The organism is Periweissella cryptocerci (genome assembly GCF_004358325.1).
GTDB classification, from domain to species: domain Bacteria; phylum Bacillota; class Bacilli; order Lactobacillales; family Lactobacillaceae; genus Periweissella; species Periweissella cryptocerci.
The window spans coordinates 2,488,287-2,506,244 of record NZ_CP037940.1 but is presented as its reverse complement, the minus strand read 5'-3'; the positions used below and the strand labels follow the sequence as shown (position 1 = coordinate 2,506,244).

Annotated in this window: 29 protein-coding genes and 1 pseudogene; 5 read left to right on the top strand and 25 right to left on the bottom strand. The window is 40.6% G+C overall.

Annotation, left to right across the window (positions count from 1 at the left end):
- Positions 1 to 5: 5 nt before the first annotated feature.
- The 21 genes and pseudogenes from EQG49_RS11145 to EQG49_RS11055 form a co-directional block, all read right to left on the bottom strand.
- Positions 6 to 1,310 carry a PBSX family phage terminase large subunit gene (locus EQG49_RS11145; RefSeq protein ID WP_133364039.1) on the bottom strand — a complete coding sequence of 435 codons (1,305 nt, stop codon included), beginning with the start codon at positions 1,308 to 1,310 and terminating at the stop codon, positions 6 to 8.
- The gene (locus tag EQG49_RS11140) at positions 1,307 to 2,080 is read right to left on the bottom strand and encodes a terminase small subunit (protein WP_133364038.1); all 774 of its coding nucleotides are present in this window, start codon (positions 2,078 to 2,080) and stop codon (positions 1,307 to 1,309) included. Before EQG49_RS11140 ends, EQG49_RS11145 begins: the two co-directional genes overlap by 4 nt.
- Positions 2,081 to 2,235: 155 nt before the next feature.
- On the bottom strand, positions 2,236 to 2,487 hold the full coding sequence (locus tag EQG49_RS11135) for a hypothetical protein (RefSeq protein ID WP_133364037.1): 252 nt from the start codon (positions 2,485 to 2,487) through the stop codon (positions 2,236 to 2,238).
- Positions 2,488 to 2,614: 127 nt separating this feature from the next.
- Positions 2,615 to 3,070 (bottom strand): ArpU family phage packaging/lysis transcriptional regulator, encoded by a 456-nt coding sequence (locus tag EQG49_RS11130; protein WP_133364036.1) that lies wholly within the window; start codon positions 3,068 to 3,070, stop codon positions 2,615 to 2,617.
- 84 nt (positions 3,071 to 3,154) lie between these two features.
- Positions 3,155 to 3,346, bottom strand: coding sequence for a hypothetical protein (locus EQG49_RS11125; protein WP_133364035.1), 192 nt, complete (start codon positions 3,344 to 3,346; stop codon positions 3,155 to 3,157).
- A gap of 110 nt (positions 3,347 to 3,456) precedes the next feature.
- Complete coding sequence (locus EQG49_RS11120) at positions 3,457 to 3,660, bottom strand: hypothetical protein (protein ID WP_133364034.1); 204 nt, start codon at positions 3,658 to 3,660, stop codon at positions 3,457 to 3,459.
- Positions 3,641 to 3,862 carry a hypothetical protein gene (locus EQG49_RS11115; RefSeq protein ID WP_133364033.1) on the bottom strand — a complete coding sequence of 74 codons (222 nt, stop codon included), beginning with the start codon at positions 3,860 to 3,862 and terminating at the stop codon, positions 3,641 to 3,643. Before EQG49_RS11115 ends, EQG49_RS11120 begins: the two co-directional genes overlap by 20 nt.
- 122 nt (positions 3,863 to 3,984) lie before the next feature.
- Positions 3,985 to 4,164, bottom strand: coding sequence for a hypothetical protein (locus tag EQG49_RS11110; protein WP_133364032.1), 180 nt, complete (start codon positions 4,162 to 4,164; stop codon positions 3,985 to 3,987).
- 16 nt (positions 4,165 to 4,180) lie between these two features.
- Entirely contained in the window at positions 4,181 to 4,858 is a 678-nt protein-coding gene (gene ssb / locus EQG49_RS11105; RefSeq protein ID WP_133364031.1) for a single-stranded DNA-binding protein, read from the bottom strand.
- Positions 4,855 to 5,619: a phage antirepressor KilAC domain-containing protein gene (locus EQG49_RS11100; RefSeq protein WP_133364030.1), complete on the bottom strand. Its 765-nt coding sequence runs from the start codon at positions 5,617 to 5,619 to the stop codon at positions 4,855 to 4,857. The genes ssb and EQG49_RS11100 overlap by 4 nt, the downstream gene beginning before the upstream one ends.
- Positions 5,616 to 6,338: a putative HNHc nuclease gene (locus tag EQG49_RS11095; RefSeq protein WP_165964883.1), complete on the bottom strand. Its 723-nt coding sequence runs from the start codon at positions 6,336 to 6,338 to the stop codon at positions 5,616 to 5,618. The genes EQG49_RS11100 and EQG49_RS11095 overlap by 4 nt, the downstream gene beginning before the upstream one ends.
- A gap of 17 nt (positions 6,339 to 6,355) precedes the next feature.
- Positions 6,356 to 6,577, bottom strand: coding sequence for a hypothetical protein (locus tag EQG49_RS11090; protein WP_133364028.1), 222 nt, complete (start codon positions 6,575 to 6,577; stop codon positions 6,356 to 6,358).
- A gap of 2 nt (positions 6,578 to 6,579) precedes the next feature.
- A complete protein-coding gene (locus tag EQG49_RS13765) occupies positions 6,580 to 6,756 on the bottom strand; it encodes a hypothetical protein (RefSeq protein WP_165964882.1) in 177 nt (58 codons plus the stop codon).
- A 14-nt stretch (positions 6,757 to 6,770) separates the two neighbouring features.
- The gene (locus EQG49_RS11085; protein ID WP_133364027.1) at positions 6,771 to 7,772 is read right to left on the bottom strand and encodes a DnaD domain-containing protein; all 1,002 of its coding nucleotides are present in this window, start codon (positions 7,770 to 7,772) and stop codon (positions 6,771 to 6,773) included.
- Positions 7,773 to 7,781: 9 nt separating this feature from the next.
- Positions 7,782 to 8,537 carry an ERF family protein gene (locus EQG49_RS11080; RefSeq protein ID WP_133364026.1) on the bottom strand — a complete coding sequence of 252 codons (756 nt, stop codon included), beginning with the start codon at positions 8,535 to 8,537 and terminating at the stop codon, positions 7,782 to 7,784.
- Between the two features lie 6 nt (positions 8,538 to 8,543).
- Positions 8,544 to 9,092: a hypothetical protein gene (locus EQG49_RS11075; protein ID WP_133364025.1), complete on the bottom strand. Its 549-nt coding sequence runs from the start codon at positions 9,090 to 9,092 to the stop codon at positions 8,544 to 8,546.
- Positions 9,093 to 9,095: 3 nt separating this feature from the next.
- A complete protein-coding gene (locus EQG49_RS11070; protein ID WP_133364024.1) occupies positions 9,096 to 9,380 on the bottom strand; it encodes a hypothetical protein in 285 nt (94 codons plus the stop codon).
- A gap of 24 nt (positions 9,381 to 9,404) precedes the next feature.
- Positions 9,405 to 9,617 carry a hypothetical protein gene (locus EQG49_RS11065; protein ID WP_133364023.1) on the bottom strand — a complete coding sequence of 71 codons (213 nt, stop codon included), beginning with the start codon at positions 9,615 to 9,617 and terminating at the stop codon, positions 9,405 to 9,407.
- A gap of 11 nt (positions 9,618 to 9,628) precedes the next feature.
- Positions 9,629 to 9,778 (bottom strand): annotated as a pseudogene (locus tag EQG49_RS11060) (helix-turn-helix domain-containing protein); the annotation flags it as partial.
- A 61-nt stretch (positions 9,779 to 9,839) separates the two neighbouring features.
- The gene (locus EQG49_RS14080; RefSeq protein ID WP_279232806.1) at positions 9,840 to 9,968 is read right to left on the bottom strand and encodes a hypothetical protein; all 129 of its coding nucleotides are present in this window, start codon (positions 9,966 to 9,968) and stop codon (positions 9,840 to 9,842) included.
- Positions 9,968 to 10,294: a hypothetical protein gene (locus EQG49_RS11055; protein ID WP_133364021.1), complete on the bottom strand. Its 327-nt coding sequence runs from the start codon at positions 10,292 to 10,294 to the stop codon at positions 9,968 to 9,970. Before EQG49_RS11055 ends, EQG49_RS14080 begins: the two co-directional genes overlap by 1 nt.
- A gap of 72 nt (positions 10,295 to 10,366) precedes the next feature.
- On the opposite strand from EQG49_RS11055, the gene EQG49_RS11050 reads away from it, so the two are divergent.
- Positions 10,367 to 10,678 carry a hypothetical protein gene (locus tag EQG49_RS11050; RefSeq protein WP_133364020.1) on the top strand — a complete coding sequence of 104 codons (312 nt, stop codon included), beginning with the start codon at positions 10,367 to 10,369 and terminating at the stop codon, positions 10,676 to 10,678.
- 196 nt (positions 10,679 to 10,874) lie between these two features.
- Here the strand turns inward: EQG49_RS11050 and EQG49_RS13760 are convergent, their stop codons facing one another.
- Together EQG49_RS13760 and EQG49_RS11045 are read right to left on the bottom strand one after the other, a co-directional pair.
- Complete coding sequence (locus EQG49_RS13760) at positions 10,875 to 11,015, bottom strand: hypothetical protein (RefSeq protein ID WP_165964881.1); 141 nt, start codon at positions 11,013 to 11,015, stop codon at positions 10,875 to 10,877.
- 55 nt (positions 11,016 to 11,070) lie between these two features.
- Entirely contained in the window at positions 11,071 to 11,274 is a 204-nt protein-coding gene (locus tag EQG49_RS11045; RefSeq protein WP_133364019.1) for a helix-turn-helix domain-containing protein, read from the bottom strand.
- Positions 11,275 to 11,435: 161 nt separating this feature from the next.
- On the opposite strand from EQG49_RS11045, the gene EQG49_RS11040 reads away from it, so the two are divergent.
- The 4 genes from EQG49_RS11040 (at position 11,436) to EQG49_RS11025 (ending at position 14,166) form a co-directional block, all read left to right on the top strand.
- Positions 11,436 to 11,780: a helix-turn-helix domain-containing protein gene (locus EQG49_RS11040; RefSeq protein ID WP_133364018.1), complete on the top strand. Its 345-nt coding sequence runs from the start codon at positions 11,436 to 11,438 to the stop codon at positions 11,778 to 11,780.
- 47 nt (positions 11,781 to 11,827) lie between these two features.
- On the top strand, positions 11,828 to 12,235 hold the full coding sequence (locus EQG49_RS11035) for a hypothetical protein (protein WP_133364017.1): 408 nt from the start codon (positions 11,828 to 11,830) through the stop codon (positions 12,233 to 12,235).
- Between the two features lie 38 nt (positions 12,236 to 12,273).
- Positions 12,274 to 12,939: an SHOCT domain-containing protein gene (locus EQG49_RS11030; protein ID WP_165964880.1), complete on the top strand. Its 666-nt coding sequence runs from the start codon at positions 12,274 to 12,276 to the stop codon at positions 12,937 to 12,939.
- Between the two features lie 135 nt (positions 12,940 to 13,074).
- Positions 13,075 to 14,166 (top strand): site-specific integrase, encoded by a 1,092-nt coding sequence (locus tag EQG49_RS11025; RefSeq protein WP_165964879.1) that lies wholly within the window; start codon positions 13,075 to 13,077, stop codon positions 14,164 to 14,166.
- A 206-nt stretch (positions 14,167 to 14,372) separates the two neighbouring features.
- On the opposite strand, the gene mltG is transcribed toward EQG49_RS11025, so the two are convergent.
- Both mltG and pheT read right to left on the bottom strand, forming a co-directional pair.
- Entirely contained in the window at positions 14,373 to 15,515 is a 1,143-nt protein-coding gene (mltG, locus tag EQG49_RS11020) for an endolytic transglycosylase MltG (RefSeq protein ID WP_133364014.1), read from the bottom strand.
- Between the two features lie 8 nt (positions 15,516 to 15,523).
- Entirely contained in the window at positions 15,524 to 17,947 is a 2,424-nt protein-coding gene (gene pheT / locus EQG49_RS11015) for a phenylalanine--tRNA ligase subunit beta (RefSeq protein ID WP_133364013.1), read from the bottom strand.
- Positions 17,948 to 17,958 lie beyond the last annotated feature (11 nt).

Sequence of the window (17,958 nt, the reverse complement as noted above, 5' to 3'; positions counted from 1 at the left end):
CCCTCCTAACGTTGCAAGCCTAGTAACTTAGCGTTGTCACGAGCCATGTATCTAAAGTTATCGCTTGTATGGTCATCTTCTTTGATAACCTTTGGATTACCAGCTTCGACAGTCTTGATATCCCATCTATAATTCTGCTGCTGTGTAACAAAAATATCGTTGCTTCCCCGGTTGATAATGTACATCAAATCTTTACCAAGTAAGTCAATTGCATAATCAGTCATTTGTTCCTCAGTCAACGCCTTATTAACCGGATCCCAACGTATGTGAAAATCTAAATAGTATTGATTACGGAAACCACCTTCCGCTGAGTCAATTGTTCGTTTCCAAATATTCAAGCCGAACTCATGCATGACACGCTCTTCAAACTCATGTACCTCTTGCGAGAGCTCGCTAGGTGCTTTCTTAACGACTTTACCGGCTGGAGAGTAATAATATGTGTCTAACAAGTAAACACGTCCCAGTCTTGAATATCCGTATGCTGACACGGCGGTTGCTGATTGCTGGTGGCCAATATCAGCGGACATTAAGATGTAAAGTAAATCATCATCGTTTGGTATGGCGTCAACAATGTGAAAGAAATCCATATTCCAGACATTAGTGCCAAGTCCAACAGCTTCACCAAGATATAAATACCGATAATAATCAATGTCACGTATCTTGATATTCTCGATTGCTCGAAGCATATCATCTGTAACAAATCCAAGCACATCATCAAGATACGTTGACTCATCCACATACCAACCAGGCGTTGTTTTCATGTCAGAAGCCCATTTGTTAATCCATGAGTACGGATTACGTGGCGGATTGTAAGTCCATATGAACCGAACAAAATCAGCTAGCGGGTGTTTTTGTCTCATAAATGTTGATTCGGTTTGGTCAAATTCTTCTTCATTTTTGAATTCGGCCGATTCTTCAAACCAAACAACAATCACGTTCTCAACGTCATTTGATTTAAGCTTTTCATAATCATCGTGGCCATAGAAATAAAACGTTGAACCAGTGCTTTTATGTTGAATCATCAATGGTGATTTTTGGAAATCGAATTGGTCAGTTGCATCAAACTTTTTGATTGCCCACTGAATTTTCTTGTATACAGAATCACGCAATGACTTACCTGTTTTACGAATGACAATGACGTTAGCCGTCTCATCCTGCTTAACATAAGCAAGCATTTTTTTAACTGAGCGCATGGCCACCACTGAGGACTTGAATGAGTTACGACCGCCTTTTAAAATATTGAACTGGTCTTTGAACTCCCAGAAACGCTTAAAGTGTGGGTTGACTTCTTTTCCAACTGTGAACGTCATGAGATATCATCCCCTTCCGCCCAATTGTCTTGAATAATGATTTCGCGTGGTGCTTCACCTGTGTTAGTCGTAGTCCTATCTAAGAACTCCTTGGCAGCTTTCTGCGCGTCATATAATTCAACATTCAGTTTCCCAAACTCACTAATCTTGATATTCTTAACGATTGCAGTATCGTAATCATTTCGTAGTTCAGTTTCAGTAATTCGATATGTTTTAAGTTGCATCGTTTCAGGATCAAGCTTCGGATTACCGTCTTCATCGTAAACATGACGGGTAACTGTCTTAGCAGCTACTACATCATCAAATCGCCCTAATGCTTGATTTGCTAACCGGTTAATAATTGCTGTACGTTTATCAGCAAACTGTTCCTCAGCTTCTTTCTTTAAACGATTCAATTCATTTTGAACACTAGCCTTTGCTAGCAACCTTGCGCTATTAGCATTAGCTGTTTCGTAATCAGCATCGTAGACGTGCATATATGAACGGGTTGCGTTACCGGTCTCCCAATATCGCTTCACAAAGGCAATCTGTAACGGATTAAGTTTGGGAGGGGCTTCATCATCTTGGGTTGCAACTTCTTTCTTTTTGGTTGCAACCTTGCGACCTTTTTGTGCAACCTTTTTAACCGAGTTTGCAACTTTTTCTTGCGACCACTTACGAGCTTTCCATGACTTAACCGTACTAAGTGACACCTCATACTTCTCGGCAATGTCCTTGTACTTCATGCCAGCTTCATAATCCTTCTCGGCATCTATCCACTTCTCTGACACATTCTCACCACCTCTCTTTCTTGGATATTCTTATGTATGCAACGTTTTCGGAGCGTTCAGGTGCTACCTAGATGCTCATTTACCGGTTTATATGAGTGCTACTCATTACGTTGCCAACCTTCTATGTATACCAGCACGGATGCTGGTTAATGTGATTACTTGGGCATGCGCTTCTCGCGGTAGTTGCGCTTGAAATAATCATCGCCAACAATCCATTTATCTGTAACGTTGATGAGAATCCAATCGCCTTCATGAATTGGAGTGTCACCGTGATAACTATCTGTGAACGTGCAATTATTATCTTCATCAACATAAACGTCGTATTGTTCAATGAACCGCTTAATTTGGCCCATGTGAAATTGCTCTGCTTTGACCGTCGTTGCCTTAAAGTATGTTTTGGCTGCCATTATTAATCCTCTCGACAAAAAGACGACCAACAATTAAGTCAGTCGTCTATCTTGTTTAATATCGTTCAATGGAATTTCCATGCCGTATTTTTTGACAATATCATCTTACACCCTATTCACTCCGCTATTACTCCGGCTCAACTCCGTTCTTACTCCGATTTTCAGAATCTAGCCAAACTCGAAAGTCGATAATTTCTTTCGGATAAGCAGTAGCAAACCAGCTATACGCTTGGTCTTTGAGTTCATAGTAACGTGAAGGCTTGTAACCAATACGATCCATGATAAATTCATCTTGTACGTTATCAATGTATGAAGCCTTTAAGATAGTGCCGTACATTGATGGTATCTTATCCATTGTTTTACGCACTGCAATGACAGCTTCACGAGCCATCATGTACTCAGTCATATTATCTTCGGCTGAATTCCCATCGCCGCCACCCTTTGGCATATCACTAAACGATGGCGACTTAATATCTAGCTGGGATAAATTAGCAACTAACATCAACTGTGGCAATTCATTTGTCAAAAAATCACGGACACGGTTTTTAGTCGCATGGTTATCCATACGTTTTAATAATTCCATTTAAGCGACACTCCCAATCTGATATAATTAATTTATCGGATTAATACATTTGATTGGCTCTGCGCTTAGCGTGGGGCTTTTTTGTTATTCTTTATTTTCAATCAGCATTGCAATGTATGAAATAATCCAAAATACCAATCCGATTGCGTTCAAGTACCACGCAATTCCCGGAGTTTCTAACGTCGGTGTGGCATCACCGTACCCTACCCACCACATTGCAAAAATATAAGCCGTAGCGCCAATACAAAATGACGCTAACAATTGCAATATTTTCATCCTATCTTCCAAAAATCCAGTTACCAGCTACCAACAACAATTTGATAACTAGCATGAACGCTAACCCAGCAGCAATGACAAATCCCAATGCTTCGAGTGACCCTTTCCAATCAGTTTTCATCTTTCGCCTCCATAAACGGCTCATCATAGCTTCCATAAATGTTTTTAAACGTGTGCCGCACATACCATTTTCCATCTTGATGTTGAACAAGTTTAAGAGGTTCATGTAAGTACATATCACGTAGCAACAAACGTTCATTATCAACAATATCGATTAGCTTATTCGTGATAACCTCAGTCAGCGTTTCGCCCATCTTCAGCCTCCGCTAAAATCGCTTCCGCAGCATCCGCTGTCCGATTTACCAGGTAATCGATCATGTCATCTACTAATTCCTTATCGAGCGTCTCGTCCGAACTGTTGTAGATGAATTCATTTAAATTATCCAAATTTGAGTTCCGTTCAAAGAGAATACTTACTAACAATTTTGCGTACTTTTCAACTTCACTTTTTTTCATTTTCCTGCCTCACTGTCATAATGTATATTTCTGCTATTGTCGTCATATTTAAATTTGCCTGCATTCGTAAACGATGTCGCTAATCGCTATCAACTTGTATTTCCAACGAATTAACCACTTAATCAATCTTCTGCCTCCACAGCTAATGCTTCATATTTAGGTAGAATTTCTTCTTTAGTGAACAAAGCCGCATCAAACAACTTGGCAAGGTTTTCGATTGTGTCCATTGCTACGAATTCATCACCTTTGTATACTGCCAATTCTCGTTGTAACATCTGCTTGGAAAGTTGTTTTGTTGCCATATTCCAACCTCCTTGTCTAAAACGGCAAATCATCATCACTGATGTCTATTTCTTGCCCGTTAGCACCGAATGGGTTACCTTGCCCGAACGTGGATTGCTGCGTATTCTGTGTGGCAACATTGTTCGTCTGTCCACCTGCGATGTTAGGTTGGGCATAATTAGTGGTGTTATTCGCTCCTGTTTGTCCTGTGCCGAAGTTTCCTTGCGGTTGTGGTTGATTGTTCCACCCGTCGTTTGCATTCGCTCCTGACGCTCCTCCGACAATATTTTGACCAAATCCATTTTGCTCTGTTGGATTGCTTTGATTATTGGTTGCAGCTCCTTGATTAAATTGCTGACCACCAAACGTATCTCCTCGTTGCGCATTGTTATCTCCCTTTGGTTCTAGCAAGCTGAAATTATCAACAACAACTTCCGTCACGTATACTCGTGTACCTTGTTGGTTCTCGTAGTTGCGTGTATTTAAACGCCCTTCAATCCCAATCAATGAGCCCTTATGCGTGAAGTTTGCCAAGTTTTCAGCTGCTTTCCGCCAAATAACTGCACTGATAAAATCTGCTTCACGTTCACCAGCGTTGTTTGTAAATTGACGATTAACAGCTAGGTTGAACGAACCAACTGCCGTTCCACTCTGGGTGAATTTAAGTTCGACATCTTTGGTCAAACGCCCAATCAGTACTACGCGATTAATCATGCTGATACCTCCATTTTTTCGCTTTCAGGTAGCACGCCCTGTTCTTTTAGCAAGTCGTAAATGAAAATGCGCCCTTTTTGTGTCCATTTAGTATTCATCACTGTTTTACGTTCACCATTGCGATGTTTAACAACGGCCGTTTCCGATTTCGTATACCCATTACGCATGTGCTTAGAGTACAGTAGCCATTGGTCGCCAACTTTGTGTTGAACACGGAAATTGTGAAGCATTCGATTCATGGCCACCGCACTCATTCCGTAATCAGCAGCAATTTGGCTAGTTGTCACAGTATCTTTTGATGCCAAGATAGTGTCTAAGTAACTGATTCTTGGTTCGTACTCCGCGATACGTTGCTCTGCGATTGCTAAATGTTCTTTTGTTTGGCCGTACTCAATCATCATTTGTCCAATTGCTACCGGGTCAGCCAAGAGTTGTTCAACGGGATTAATCTTGAACTGTTCTTCAAGCTTGACGTAGTACATTCGTACCTGTTTTCCGATTTCTGTGTGCTGCATCATCGCAACTTGCTTAGCAGTTTCGATTGTCAAAGCAAAATCATCAAGTTCACGACTGGCACCATTATTTACAAGCGTGGAAGATTTCACACTTGTAAAATCAACCCCGTCAATAAAATCCTTAATGATAAATCGTTCAGCCCATCGGCTAAAACGATCCGTAACATCAAGCCCTTTGTGTAAATTGCGTGCGCTAACTACTTGCTGACCGTTTTTATTGATTGTTGGTGTAATTAATTCATTCATCCCGTTTCCTCCTGTTGTTTTCTAACTCGGCCAATAATGCCAAATTCTTTAATTTGCGGATCCGTGAGCTTGACCGGCTTAACAATGTACTTGCTCATAAACGTATCCATGCCAATTGTGTGCTGTTCTATGTGGTGCTTGGCGCATAAGGACATATACCAAAATTCTGATGCAATGACCTTTCTACGGTTCCGCCCCATTCCAACTGGATTAAAGTGAGCTACTTGGGCATGTTCACCGCCACAAATAACGCAAATTCGTTTCTTAAGCGCCAGCATTTGCACTGCGTAATCATCTTTAATCGAATCCCATGTTTTCATTGCGAATGGAATGTCGTGCTCAATCATGAATTCAATCAAGAAATTGAGGACCTTATTAGCTTCGCTCATGGTCATTTGACTTTTATCAGCCCAACTAAACCATTCAGCACCCGTCTCACGAACATATTCACTTTTGATTACGAATGCTGCTTCATCCAAATCTTGTTTCTTGGGATTGACGTAACCTGTGTATTCAGCAAAGTCATCAAGCAACGCCCACCACTTGCGACGTTGCTCTACACTGAAACTTCGCTGGTCGCTGATTAACATCCCGACCGTTGGGCGTTGTCCTTCGACCATGTACCGTGTCAATTTCATCACGTCTATTTCATCGTCAAAGTGGACAGTGACATCTTGGCCAACAACTTTAACTATTTTTGCTAACAGTTCTTGCAGCATGTCACTGCCCCCTTCGATTAAATAATTGGTGCCCACGTCTTGGGATTGCGAATCCATGCAACCGGTACGAACGCTTTATTAGTGTCTTCAATACCGATTGGCTCAACGTAGACAAAGTTAAGCAAGTTATTTTCAGCAGTCCCTAAAAACTTGCCGTAAAACGTTCCCTTATCGTCAGTCACGACGATTACTCGCTTACCAATCCACTTGCTAATAGCTTTGGCTACTTCTTTTTTCATACCTACGCTACCCGCTTTTTGCTGATAATCTCTGCTAAGCGACGTGGATCAACACCAACGTTCTTAGCCATTACCATTTCAATTGCTTTTACTGCGCTGTCACGGTTATTTTCATACCGCCAGCCAATGCGAGTAAGCATTAAAATTGCCATTTTCTTTTGTGTATCTAGCACAGTCATATTAGTTTTCCTCGTTATTCTGGCAAGTCGCCGTCATCAATTACTACGCTTGAATAATCGAACTGCTCACTTTTCGAGTTCGCAATATCTGATTCTGGGATTTTTTTGCCGACGGTGGCCGCTGCTGAATAATCCGGCATGGTTTCGACTTTTCTTTTTTGTCTTCCCCAACTATTCGATTTTGTTGCTGACCGCTTCTGCTCACGTGCTTCAGCTTCGGCCACCGTTTTTATATTGTTTTCTTCCCAGCGTTTCAAAATACCCTCAACGTAGTTCAAACTTGGATTAGATGCTTTTGCAGTAATTCCCAACGCACGCAACATCATTGGTTCAACATTTTCTACGCCAACACGATTACTCAAATCTTGGTAATCATCTACGAAAAATTGGGTAACTGTGTTTGAAGTCAAGAGACCCAAATCAATAGCCATTTGTTTTGATTCCCATGCTCCTGATTTTGATTTATCCGTGTGCGTATCATCATGATGATTAATATCTGTGTTAGTCTCTGGTAGTCTCTGGTTATTGGTAGTGTCATTTTGACCTAATCCATCAGACCAATTTGACCCATCGAGCGGTTCATTTTGACCTGATGGACGACTCACCCGATTTTCATTACTCTCCGTAAGTGTTTCAGTGTTTTCATCATTTCCCATAGTGTCAATTTGACCCGATGGACGACTCACCCGATTTTCGAGCACTTTATAGTCGATTGAATACCATTTTGTTTTATCAATTGCCATGCGATTGTAGTTACCAGAAATTAATAATCCGTCTTTTTCGAGTGAAGAAAATGTGCGTTTCAATGTACTCATTGACCACCAAGAAAATTGTTCTAGCCATTCTTCATAAGTGTTATAAATCCAAATATGATTGTCTTTTTTTACGCCAGATTTGTTAATCCAATATTGTACTTGTTGTAATACAATCGATTCGTTTAACCCAATTTCTTTTGCCAATGAAGGCATGAATACCAATGGTGATTCATCAATTAAATATTTGCTTACGCTTGCCATTGCGACCTCCTACGCTACTGGAGCTACCTTCAGGTTATTGCTCATTCTTGCTAAGATGGCATTTAACCCGTTCCAGTCTCCAACTACTTGATTGTTAAAATCATGACCCACTTGTTGTGAAAATTGTTGTAACGCATCACGATTAATTTCATCGAGAACCTTTTGGCCATCTTGATCGCTCATCGTTTCGGCACCCATCTTTTTAGCAATTTCCCCAACCAATTTATCTGCTACGTCACCGGGACGTGGTACAACAGCCTGTGGTGCTTGTCTAGCTGTATTTGGTTTTCGGGTTTTATTAGTTGTTCCGCTTTGTTGTGCCTGCTTGGTTCCTTCAATTTCTTGAATATCAACGTCTACTTCACTAGCAATTCCAAGCATTGGTCCTAACTGATATCGACGAGCATAGGTTATCGCGGAACCAATATTTTTAGGTTCTAAATCCGTCGGAAGCCAAAACGTATCGGATTCCTTCCATGCTACTTTCTCACCGTCTACGGCTTCGACATAGGTTGTTAACCCTACCCATGTTGTTTCACCATCAACCCTTGTTTGAACATCTTGGTCATAAGTCAAGTCAACACCTGCTGTCGCAATCCCTGTATCAATTGCATGGATAATGTCATCTAAGGTTACGTAGTCGTACTTCTGACGACCTTTCTTACCCGTAAAATCAACATTTCCGTTCTTGCTTGGTTGCTTAAAAGCTTTCTTGAATTTCGTGAGTGCTTTGGTTAATGGTGCCCGTTCATCACTTCTTTTCATGATTTCTTACCCCTTATAGATTTCGACGTAGTCCGCTAATTTTTCTAACTCAATACCCGGTAAAATTTCGCCAGTCACTGTATTAATAGTCTTGCCATCCGTAGTTACGAGTTCTCCAGCCGCTGCCGCCTTCTTAATTGGGTCAAGGGGAATCGTAAGACTTTCTTTAGTTTCAACCTTGATGAAGTCTTCAAGTTCGTCACGATATTTCTTGGCGAGTGCTGCTGCGGTTCCATCTGTTCTAACCTTCCAAGCATTAGACTTCTTTGGATCAAACCGTTTGTATCGAAATTCCATTCCCATACCTGCATCAATGTTTTCAGCATCGCCCATTAAGGCTTGTAACTCACCTTGAAGTACCCGTTGGTTTTTCTCGAACAATTCGGCATCACGTGCTGCATTCCGCTTGAGCTTATCAATTTCAGCTTTGTAGTAGTCGGCTGACTTCTTAGCCTCTGCCTTGCTTTCTTGCATGCTGTTCCACAATTTTTGCATTTGTTCCGATACGGTTAATTCAACCTTTGGCTCCGTTGAAAATTTAAACTCTAATCCCATAATCTAATACCCCTTAATTTCCTTGATAATTAATTGTTCTTCGCTAGCCATTTCAAGTGCTTCAGTTGCATTTGCTGGATCTAATCCAAAATCATTCAAATAATCAACCAAGTCATCTTCTGCAACAATTTCGTTATTATCTGCGAAGTAATACACCTCATTACTATCAAGTTCATGACCAGCCCAATCACGTAATTCTTCGAGCAACATTGTCGGAGCCCAATAAACTGATAACTTTTCTAAGACCGTATCCCAGTTAGTCACTGGTAATTTTTCTTTAACTGTCATATAATTAACCTCTAAATAACTTTCTTAAGATTGTTTTGAAGCAACATTGCTAGCCGTCAAACTAGTGCGATGTTGCTTTTTTTGTGCGTTGTAATAATCCTTACGGTATTTCCAAGATGAATAGCTGTCCCATTCGGCAGCCTTATCAAATCCAATCCAAATGATTGGTAGAGTTACTAAGCTAATCATTACGATAGCCAGTAAGATGTGCGAATCAGAGATGAACGAATAATCCATGTTGTCTCCCTTCACTTAAGTTTTACTAAATCACCAAGTGTTACTCCGAGCACGTCTGCAATCAGTAATAAGTTCCCAACTGTGATATCGGTTTTACCATTCTCGAAGTCTGAGATAACCATCGGCGCCACTGTTGAAAGCTCTGAAAGCATTTTTGCGTGTAGCCCACCTCTTTCCTGATGTCTTTCAGGAAACGCGAATACTGTTTTGACCTAGCCATCACTAATTCTCAGGCTTGAGTTCAGTATCGAGCCAATCTTCGTCGGTGTAATTGAACATCTTTCGTGCACCATTTGAATCAGCAACATACAATCCTGATAAAAATGCAATTAATACTAACCCTGCTGCCATTACCCTGCCTCCTTCCCACTGAATGAAATGTCATTCAGATATTGATTGACGGTTTGCCATTTGAAACCAACTAACTTACCTGGCCGTTCAGACTCTGGCACCCGTGGGAAATTCTTATCCCTCATTAATTTTTGGAAGCTTCCCCAACTTGGAGTTGCTTCTTTACCGAACAGCTCTTTTGCGAGTTGAGTTTGGTTCAACATTTCAACGTCTGGGTACACACGTTGTTTGCCATATTCCATTTCTTTCACAATCGCTTTTGCAATCGCATTTCCAAATTCTGTAAGTTCTTCAATTGTCATAGTGACAACTTTTACTTCTGTCATGAACTGGCTCCTTTCTTGTCACTTCTGGGTGACTTGGTTTGATATAATGATTGAAAAACGAGGTGGCTTAGTATGGCTATTGCAGCATTCACAATTTCAATCATCGGTATTCTAATCAGCATTATCACTCTCTGGCGAACCTTGTTTTATGAAAAGCAACGTCAGGACACCGTTATCAACGCTGTATTTCCAACACCGGAAGACGTACCACCATTGGCTCGAATGATTTACATCGAGTTAATGATTGCTAATAACTCAAAGTTACCGCTACCTATTTCCAATGCCACAATTGTTATTGAAGACGGTCTGAAACGACAAATTACTACAACCTCTAAAAAGTTCACTTCAACCGCATTTCGTTACAATTCATTGATTGCACGTTAGCCGCTTAAAACCAATGTTGGTAATAAAACAACTAGAGAAGTCGAAATCAAATCTGATGCCGCTCCATTCGTCATTCCGGCGTTGTCAGCAGATAACCTGATTCTTGCTTTCCCAACTCCCGAATATCAATTGGACGGGCAATTCAAACCTGAGTCATTCATCCTCACGCTTGAAACGAATCGGAAGCCAATCGTAATTACCACCAACCGGCTAACAGACCAAGTGCAAACAATGCGCCAATGGTTGATACTACGAGCCCGGTTATAGGAATCCATAACCCTGAGTTATCTACAAAGTGGATAACTTTAGGGTTATTTTTGTCTACTTTTCCTTTCATGTTGTCTTACCTCCTCTCCGTCACTAACTCTCTTTATAAATTTCTATTTCAGAGATTACGAAACGAAAAAATTTTTTAAACTTTTTTTGAATGCTTTTGAAATTGTATAAATGTGATTGGCACTAAACTCATACTCGCCACTTTCATACTTGTAATAGTTTGAAGCATTCTTGAAGCCTAGTAAGTCAGCCATTTCTTGCAAACTTAATTTTCGAGATTTTCGTTCAGATTTAATGTACTCAAGATTAACTTTATTCATGGGTCCTCCTTTCACGTTTCCGTTTCAGAAACTTACCATATATTTATAATAACATCTCTGTTTTAGAGACGCAAGATAAAAGTTTATATTTTAGAAACTTTTCTTTTCTGTTATAGAAATATATCGTATACTTTCTCTATATTAGAAACGGAGGTGCCGTTATGCCAAACACTGGCTTTACAGCGCGACTAGAACAAGCAATGGAGCAAGTTGGTATGACTCAACGCGACCTTGCAGAAACTACAAACATAAATAAAGCAGTTATTAACCGAATTATATTAGGTACAAGACCTGCCCGTGATAATGAAATTACGGCAATGGCAGAAGCGCTTAACGTTTCAACTGATTGGTTACTTAAAGGTACACACAGCAGTGAAACTAATGATCCACAAGATAAAAACATAGACCTCAAAAAAGCCATCGAAGACGAGGATGTACTTCTCTCATACGATGGTAAGCCTATTCCTGATGAGTATGCTGAAATGATTAAGAAATTGTTGTCATAAAAAATAAAACCAACGCAGTGATTGCATCGGTTAAGGGGAGTTTTTAGATGATAGAAGAAATCTATGATTTTTTAGATGATTTAGCAGCAAAAAATGGAATTATTGTGTATTGGCTTAGTATTCCAGAATATATTCCACACCGTTCTAACCCACACACTAAAAAGATTGCTATGGTTGGTCGACATGGTCGTCAAGATTTAATATTTCCTTATGCACATGAAATATCTCATGTGATATTCGGAGATCCAACAATTGATAAGTTGTATCCCTATTCACCTGGGGCACATTCAAGTAGCGAAATGAACGCTGATGCTCACGGGCTAGATATGTTAATTGATTGGTTCGATAAATATCAAGACAATGGAATTGTGTACTCACAGCGCTATGCCTTCATGGAATGGTTTAAAATACCGTCTCACTTAGAACGTGTTGTTGAACGTAAACTTGCAAACTAACCTACTCACAAATAAGGATGGATATTACGATGGGATTTATGGACAAATTAAAAGGTAGCGTAAAAGAACAAGTTTCAAAAGCAAAAGAGGCCGCTGCTGAAAACAAAGCGGTTGCTAAAGCCGATACCGACATGCGTATGCTATTACTACAACAATTTACACCAAACGAAAAAGTTGCTGGATCGTTAGCCGTTGATAAAAATAACCATATTTTTAAGCTCCCTGGTCTAACTAACTTGCCATACAAATTTGATGAGCTTCGTGATTTTGAACTTCAAGAAGATGGGGCCACTGTCACTTCTGGCGGAGTTGGTCGTGCGGTAGCATTCGGTGCATTAACTGGTGGCGTCGGTGCGATTGTCGGTGGCATTACCGGTCGTAAAACTAAAGACGTTGTTAATGAATTAAAAATCAAACTTAATATCAATACTTCAAATGAAATTAAAGTTGAATATATTACCTTAATTCCTAAACCCGTAAAACGTAAATCAAACACATATAAGGTTGCAACTAAAACTACCGACCAAATTCTTGCCTTACTTCAATACATTGTTGATAACAATTCGGACGATGAAGTTGTAGCGCAAGAAGTTCAAGCTGCGGTCTCACCTGCTGACGAACTACGTAAGTATAAAAGCCTTCTCGACGATGGCATCATTACGCAAGACGAATTTAATAAGAAAAAATCTGAATTACTTGGATAATAAAAAGGGGTTAAATGCCCCTTTTATTCTAAACATCAAAGAACAAAAATTCTCATACAACTACGATATACCGTAGTTATGTTTGGCTTTACGACAATCGTATGTAAGCCCAATAAAAAATTGGAGGTATTCATCATGGCATCAATTCGTAAACGCGGTAAAACTTGGGAAGCTACCGTTTCTGTCATTCACGATGGCAAGCGTGAGCGTGTAGTTAAAGGTGGTTTTGAAAAAAAGGGATTTGCAAAAGTGTGGGCGGACGATATGGAAAGTTTGAAACGCACAGGAAAGCGACTAGTATCTTCAAACATGTTACTTTCTGACTATTTTTTAATGTGGTATGAGCAGTATAAAAAAGCTGATATTCGTGAAATTTCTTATATTCAATACGAAAATACTCATCGAATACTTACCGTGTACTTTCCAAATCTACGGCTAAATAACCTTTCAACCTTAGAACTTCAATCGGGACTTGACGCTTTTGGAAAAACTCATATGAAAATGACGGCAATTAACGTGTGGACAAGAATAAAAGCATCGCTTCGTGATGCGCTGCTTGATGACTATGTTCAATCTGACGTTTGGTCTCGCGTAAAAATAAGAGCAATTAACCCCGAGAAAAAAATACACGCTTTGTCAGTCGCCGACTTTGAATTCCTCCAAAATTACTTGTATAAGCACCTAGATGAAGAACGCAATCGGGTATTTTTGACAGCACTTGAAACGGGGGCTCGACGTGGTGAGATTTACGCCCTTACAGGTGACGATATCTCTACTGATTTCAAAACCATCAATATTTCTAAGTCATATTCCATTGCCGTAAAAAAAGTTACCGCGCCAAAAAATGAACAATCTGGACGTGTAGTCCCTGTCAGCGATAGTTATATCGCTGCAATGACGCCTTATTTGGTCGATGGCCCTATTTTCACTTACAGTCAGGCTCCTGCTGCCAACTACTTTTTTAAACGCTTGTTGGCTAAACTAGAGCTCCCAGACCATCACTTCCATGATCTAAGACACTCTCATGTTTCTTATTTGTTGTACAAGGGTGTGTCACTTGATTATATTAGCCAACGTATTGGTCACAAAAATACTCGAATAACGATGGACGTGTATAGTCACATGCTCTCCGAACAAGAACAAAGCCAGCGTGAATTACTACTTAGAATTATGCAAAAAAATAATCCGGCGTCGTCAAATGTCGTCAAAACAGCCTACAAACGTTGATATACCGCCTTTCGGCTTGTTAGTTTATAACAAATCGGTTGTTTGTGCTACTGTTTCACACACAACTTCATATAATGGTCAAACTTTCCGTTAAACTACCGCGATTATAATGATTAGTTCAGACCTATAAAATTCGTTAAACTCTCCTTATGCAAAAATTTTGCTCACAAAAAAACAGTTAAGCCCGTAAGCCTAACTGTTCGCTATTATTTAGAATGATTTATTTTGTATAACTTGGCATTCAACTTTTCATGTTCGACTAAGTTGTGCGTAAAGTATACTTTCCCTGATTTCAAATCAGCGATGAAATAGTAAAACTTCTTATCACGGTCAAGTGGCTTCAATACTGCTTCAATTGATTCCAATGATGGTGAATTGAATGGTCCTGGTCCATAACCTTGATTCGTATACAAATTGTATGGTGACTTAACTTGGGTATCTTTGTTATTCAAATTCGTCTTGTCACTGTCCAACGCATATTTTACCGAAATATCGGATCCTAAGGTCATGTGCGTGTCCAAGCGATTGAAGAACACCCCAGCGACCTTCGCACGGTCAGTCGGTGTGATGGCCTCGCGTTCAACTAATGAAGCCAACGTCAAAACTTCTTGGACGCTTAATTTTTTCTGCTTCATTTGGCCAAAGTATGGTTGCATCACTTGATTAGTTTTGGTCACCATTTGTGTGGTGATTTCTGAAGGTTTAGTTGCTGCGCGAACATCGTAAGTTGCTGGGAATAAATACCCTTCTAACTTGTATCGAGTTCCCTTAGCCTTCATTGCTGAATCAAGTAATTCTGGGTATAAAGCGTGGAGTCGCTTCAAATACGCTGGGTCATTCAACGTTGCCAGCCAATCCTTAGCACTAAATTTCGTTTCTGCTGCGACAGTCTTGGCAAATTGCTCAGCCGTTTCACCTTCACGCATTAGCACAAACCCTTTTGGCGTCGTATTGGCTGGATATTGTGCCCCAGGTTGTTGGAGGGCTTTAGCAATCGTTGCCAAATCCATGTTAGGTGACAATTCAAAATAACCAGCTTTCAAATCATTGATGTTGTTTTTAGCAACATAACGATCAAAAGCAAAATCATGTTTGATGACACCCTTCTTTTGCAAACTAGTGGCAATCTGCTGTGATGAAGAACCATCGACAACATGAAATTCAATTTTTTTCGTACTTTTAGCGCTTAAAGCTGACGTATCATTGCGCAAGTGTAAATAATATCCACCTGCAGCGGCACCAACAACAATCACAAGAATCACCAAAATTTTCAAAATCGTAACGAAAACATTGCTCTTCTTGGCTGGTGTGTATTGCTCATTTCGCGGGGTAAAGTCTGCTTCTGCCATAGTGCCTCCTAGCGAATTTCAGCATGTAATTCATCAACTAACGCCTTCACAACCTTTTCAAAGGCGGTATTAACTTCTTCTTCGACTAATGTTTTAGCTGTATCTTGATAAGTTAAAGTATACGCTAATGATTTCTTACCTGCTGGGACGTTTTCACCTTGGTAGACATCAAATAATTGAACATGCTTCAAGTGCTTACCACCCTTGCCGGCAATCGTTGCTAAGATATCAGCGTGCGCTACGTTTTCGTCAACCAAAATTGCAATATCCCGTGTGACTGCTGGGAACTTAGAAATCAAGTCATAAGCGCGATCATGCTTAGGCAAGTCGAGTAACTTTTGCAAATCAAGTTCAAAGACGTACGTGTCTTTAATTTTGAAGTTCTTAGCAATGGCGGGGTGCACTTGTCCAACAAACCCAACAAGTTGATCACCAACCATCACATCAGCAGTCCGACCAGGGTGCATTTCTACATGGTCACTAGTTGCAACATACGTAATTGGGGCAACAAAATCGAATTCAGCCAAGTAAGCTTCGACCATCCCCTTAATCGTAAAGAAATCAACTAGCTTGCCTTTAGCATCCCAAGTTGTCGCATCAATTGCACCAGTTACGGCACCCGCGATGTGTTCCACTTCAACGGGACGAACTTCTTCACCATGACGGTAGAATACCCGACCTTGTTCATATAACCCCACGTTCAATTGCTTGCGCGCCGTGTTGTATGCAATGTCGTCCAACAAACCACCCACTAAACTCATCCGGGTTGCGGTGCGGTCTTGAGTCATTGGGTAATCAAGTTTGGTGATTTCAGCGGCATTGTCCAAAGTAAACATCCGGGCCTTATCATCAGTCGTCAAACCATATGAAATTGCTTGGTTCAAACCAAGTCCTTCCAAGAAGTGGCGTGATGAACGAATTACTTGTTGCTTGTAAGTTAATTTACCAGTTGTGGCTGAATTAACTGGCAATGTTGATGGCAAGTTATCATAACCATACATCCGGGCAACTTCTTCAATCAAGTCAGCAGGAATTGAAATATCCCAACGACGAGCTGGAATAGTAACACTCATCGTTTCGCCAGTAACACTCGTTTCAAAATGTAATTGATCAAAAATAGCAACCACATCCGCAACGCTCAATTCCAAACCAAGTACTTTATTGACCCGATTCAAAGTAATATCAACGACAACGGGTGCCTTTTCAACATTAGTTGCTTCAACTACTCCTTGTTCAACGCGGCCACCAGCTAATTCACTGATAAGTTGCGCTGCATAATCTAAAGCATCTTGCGTTGCATCCCAGTTCACACCACGTTCAAAACGTTGTGAAGCTTCTGAGTGCAAATCATGCCGACGAGCAGTTGCGCGAATGTTGTGGGCGTTAAAGATTGCACCTTCCAAGATAACAGTTGTAGTGTCGTTATCAATTTCAGTGTCTTGTCCACCCATTACACCACCAAGCATCAAGCCCTTATCACCATCAGCGATAACGATATCTTGCCCTGGACGTAAATCACGTTTTTCGCCATCAAGCGTCACAAGTTGTTCGTCAACATTTGCCAACCGAACATTGATGTGCTTTTCAGGTAATTTATCGTAATCAAAGGCATGCAATGGTTGGCCAAATGTCAACAAGACGTAGTTCGTAATATCAACTACGTTGTTAATTGGGCGCATACCAGCATTCCACAAACGACGTTGTAACCAGAGTGGTGAATCACCAATCTTAACATCTGAAATAACTCGGAGCTTGTACTTTGCAGCTAATTCTTCTGGTGCTGAGGCGCTAATTAATTCATCAGTCCGCCGTTCACCATTTTCAATTAAATTAACTTCTGGCATCTTTGGTGTCTTACCAAGCATTGCCGCAACGTCCCAAGCAGTCCCATTCATTGAAAGCATGTCAGCCCGATTAGGTGTCACGCCAGTTTCAAGGATCCAGTCATTGTAGCCCAATGCTTCAAAAACATCGTCGCCGGGCTTCACGCCATCTTTTTCATCAAAAGCCCAAATACCGTCTTCAAAATCCTTTGGGGCAACTTTGTCGTCAAAACCAAGTTCTTGTAAAGCGGCCAGCATCCCATTTGAAGGTACACCACGCAACTTGCCCTTCTTAATCTTTTGACCGCCACCAATTTTTGAACCGTGTTTAGCCAAGATTACCAATTGACCTTCAGCTACATTGGGGGCACCAGTCACGATTTGGATTGGTTCATCTTCACCAGCATCCACTTGTGTGATAACCATGTGATCTGAATCAGGGTGTGGTTCGACTGATAAGACACGGGCAACGACAACATCATGCATGTCGCCAACCGGTTGGTAAACGGCATCCATTTCAACCGATGTCCGGGCAATTTTTTCACCCAAGATAGTTGGTTCTAAGTCAATATCAACATATTCTTTTAACCAGTTTAAAGATACTTTCACTGTACTTGCTC

Bases quoted from the DNA above. Each gene is read 5' to 3' on its own strand.
- EQG49_RS11075 (WP_133364025.1), bottom strand. From the start codon at position 9,092: ATGGGATTAGAGTTTAAATTTTCAACGGAGCCAAAGGTTGAATTAACC.
- EQG49_RS11040 (WP_133364018.1), top strand. From the start codon at position 11,436: ATGCCAAACACTGGCTTTACAGCGCGACTAGAACAAGCAATGGAGCAA.
- EQG49_RS11030 (WP_165964880.1), top strand. From the start codon at position 12,274: ATGGACAAATTAAAAGGTAGCGTAAAAGAACAAGTTTCAAAAGCAAAA.
- EQG49_RS11025 (WP_165964879.1), top strand. From the start codon at position 13,075: ATGGCATCAATTCGTAAACGCGGTAAAACTTGGGAAGCTACCGTTTCT.
- EQG49_RS13765 (WP_165964882.1), bottom strand. From the start codon at position 6,756: ATGACTGTGCTAGATACACAAAAGAAAATGGCAATTTTAATGCTTACT.
- EQG49_RS11080 (WP_133364026.1), bottom strand. From the start codon at position 8,537: ATGAAAAGAAGTGATGAACGGGCACCATTAACCAAAGCACTCACGAAA.
- EQG49_RS11135 (WP_133364037.1), bottom strand. From the start codon at position 2,487: ATGGCAGCCAAAACATACTTTAAGGCAACGACGGTCAAAGCAGAGCAA.
- EQG49_RS11110 (WP_133364032.1), bottom strand. From the start codon at position 4,164: ATGGCAACAAAACAACTTTCCAAGCAGATGTTACAACGAGAATTGGCA.
- EQG49_RS11035 (WP_133364017.1), top strand. From the start codon at position 11,828: ATGATAGAAGAAATCTATGATTTTTTAGATGATTTAGCAGCAAAAAAT.
- EQG49_RS11070 (WP_133364024.1), bottom strand. From the start codon at position 9,380: ATGACAGTTAAAGAAAAATTACCAGTGACTAACTGGGATACGGTCTTA.
- mltG (WP_133364014.1), bottom strand. From the start codon at position 15,515: ATGGCAGAAGCAGACTTTACCCCGCGAAATGAGCAATACACACCAGCC.
- EQG49_RS11115 (WP_133364033.1), bottom strand. From the start codon at position 3,862: ATGAAAAAAAGTGAAGTTGAAAAGTACGCAAAATTGTTAGTAAGTATT.
- EQG49_RS11085 (WP_133364027.1), bottom strand. From the start codon at position 7,772: ATGGCAAGCGTAAGCAAATATTTAATTGATGAATCACCATTGGTATTC.
- EQG49_RS11090 (WP_133364028.1), bottom strand. From the start codon at position 6,577: ATGAAAAAAGAAGTAGCCAAAGCTATTAGCAAGTGGATTGGTAAGCGA.
- EQG49_RS11100 (WP_133364030.1), bottom strand. From the start codon at position 5,619: ATGAATGAATTAATTACACCAACAATCAATAAAAACGGTCAGCAAGTA.
- EQG49_RS11120 (WP_133364034.1), bottom strand. From the start codon at position 3,660: ATGGGCGAAACGCTGACTGAGGTTATCACGAATAAGCTAATCGATATT.
- EQG49_RS11130 (WP_133364036.1), bottom strand. From the start codon at position 3,070: ATGGAATTATTAAAACGTATGGATAACCATGCGACTAAAAACCGTGTC.
- EQG49_RS11095 (WP_165964883.1), bottom strand. From the start codon at position 6,338: ATGCTGCAAGAACTGTTAGCAAAAATAGTTAAAGTTGTTGGCCAAGAT.
- EQG49_RS14080 (WP_279232806.1), bottom strand. From the start codon at position 9,968: ATGGCAGCAGGGTTAGTATTAATTGCATTTTTATCAGGATTGTATGTT.
- EQG49_RS11145 (WP_133364039.1), bottom strand. From the start codon at position 1,310: ATGACGTTCACAGTTGGAAAAGAAGTCAACCCACACTTTAAGCGTTTC.
- EQG49_RS13760 (WP_165964881.1), bottom strand. From the start codon at position 11,015: ATGAAAGGAAAAGTAGACAAAAATAACCCTAAAGTTATCCACTTTGTA.
- EQG49_RS11045 (WP_133364019.1), bottom strand. From the start codon at position 11,274: ATGAATAAAGTTAATCTTGAGTACATTAAATCTGAACGAAAATCTCGA.
- EQG49_RS11055 (WP_133364021.1), bottom strand. From the start codon at position 10,294: ATGACAGAAGTAAAAGTTGTCACTATGACAATTGAAGAACTTACAGAA.
- EQG49_RS11050 (WP_133364020.1), top strand. From the start codon at position 10,367: ATGGCTATTGCAGCATTCACAATTTCAATCATCGGTATTCTAATCAGC.
- ssb (WP_133364031.1), bottom strand. From the start codon at position 4,858: ATGATTAATCGCGTAGTACTGATTGGGCGTTTGACCAAAGATGTCGAA.
- EQG49_RS11065 (WP_133364023.1), bottom strand. From the start codon at position 9,617: ATGGATTATTCGTTCATCTCTGATTCGCACATCTTACTGGCTATCGTA.
- EQG49_RS11125 (WP_133364035.1), bottom strand. From the start codon at position 3,346: ATGAAAATATTGCAATTGTTAGCGTCATTTTGTATTGGCGCTACGGCT.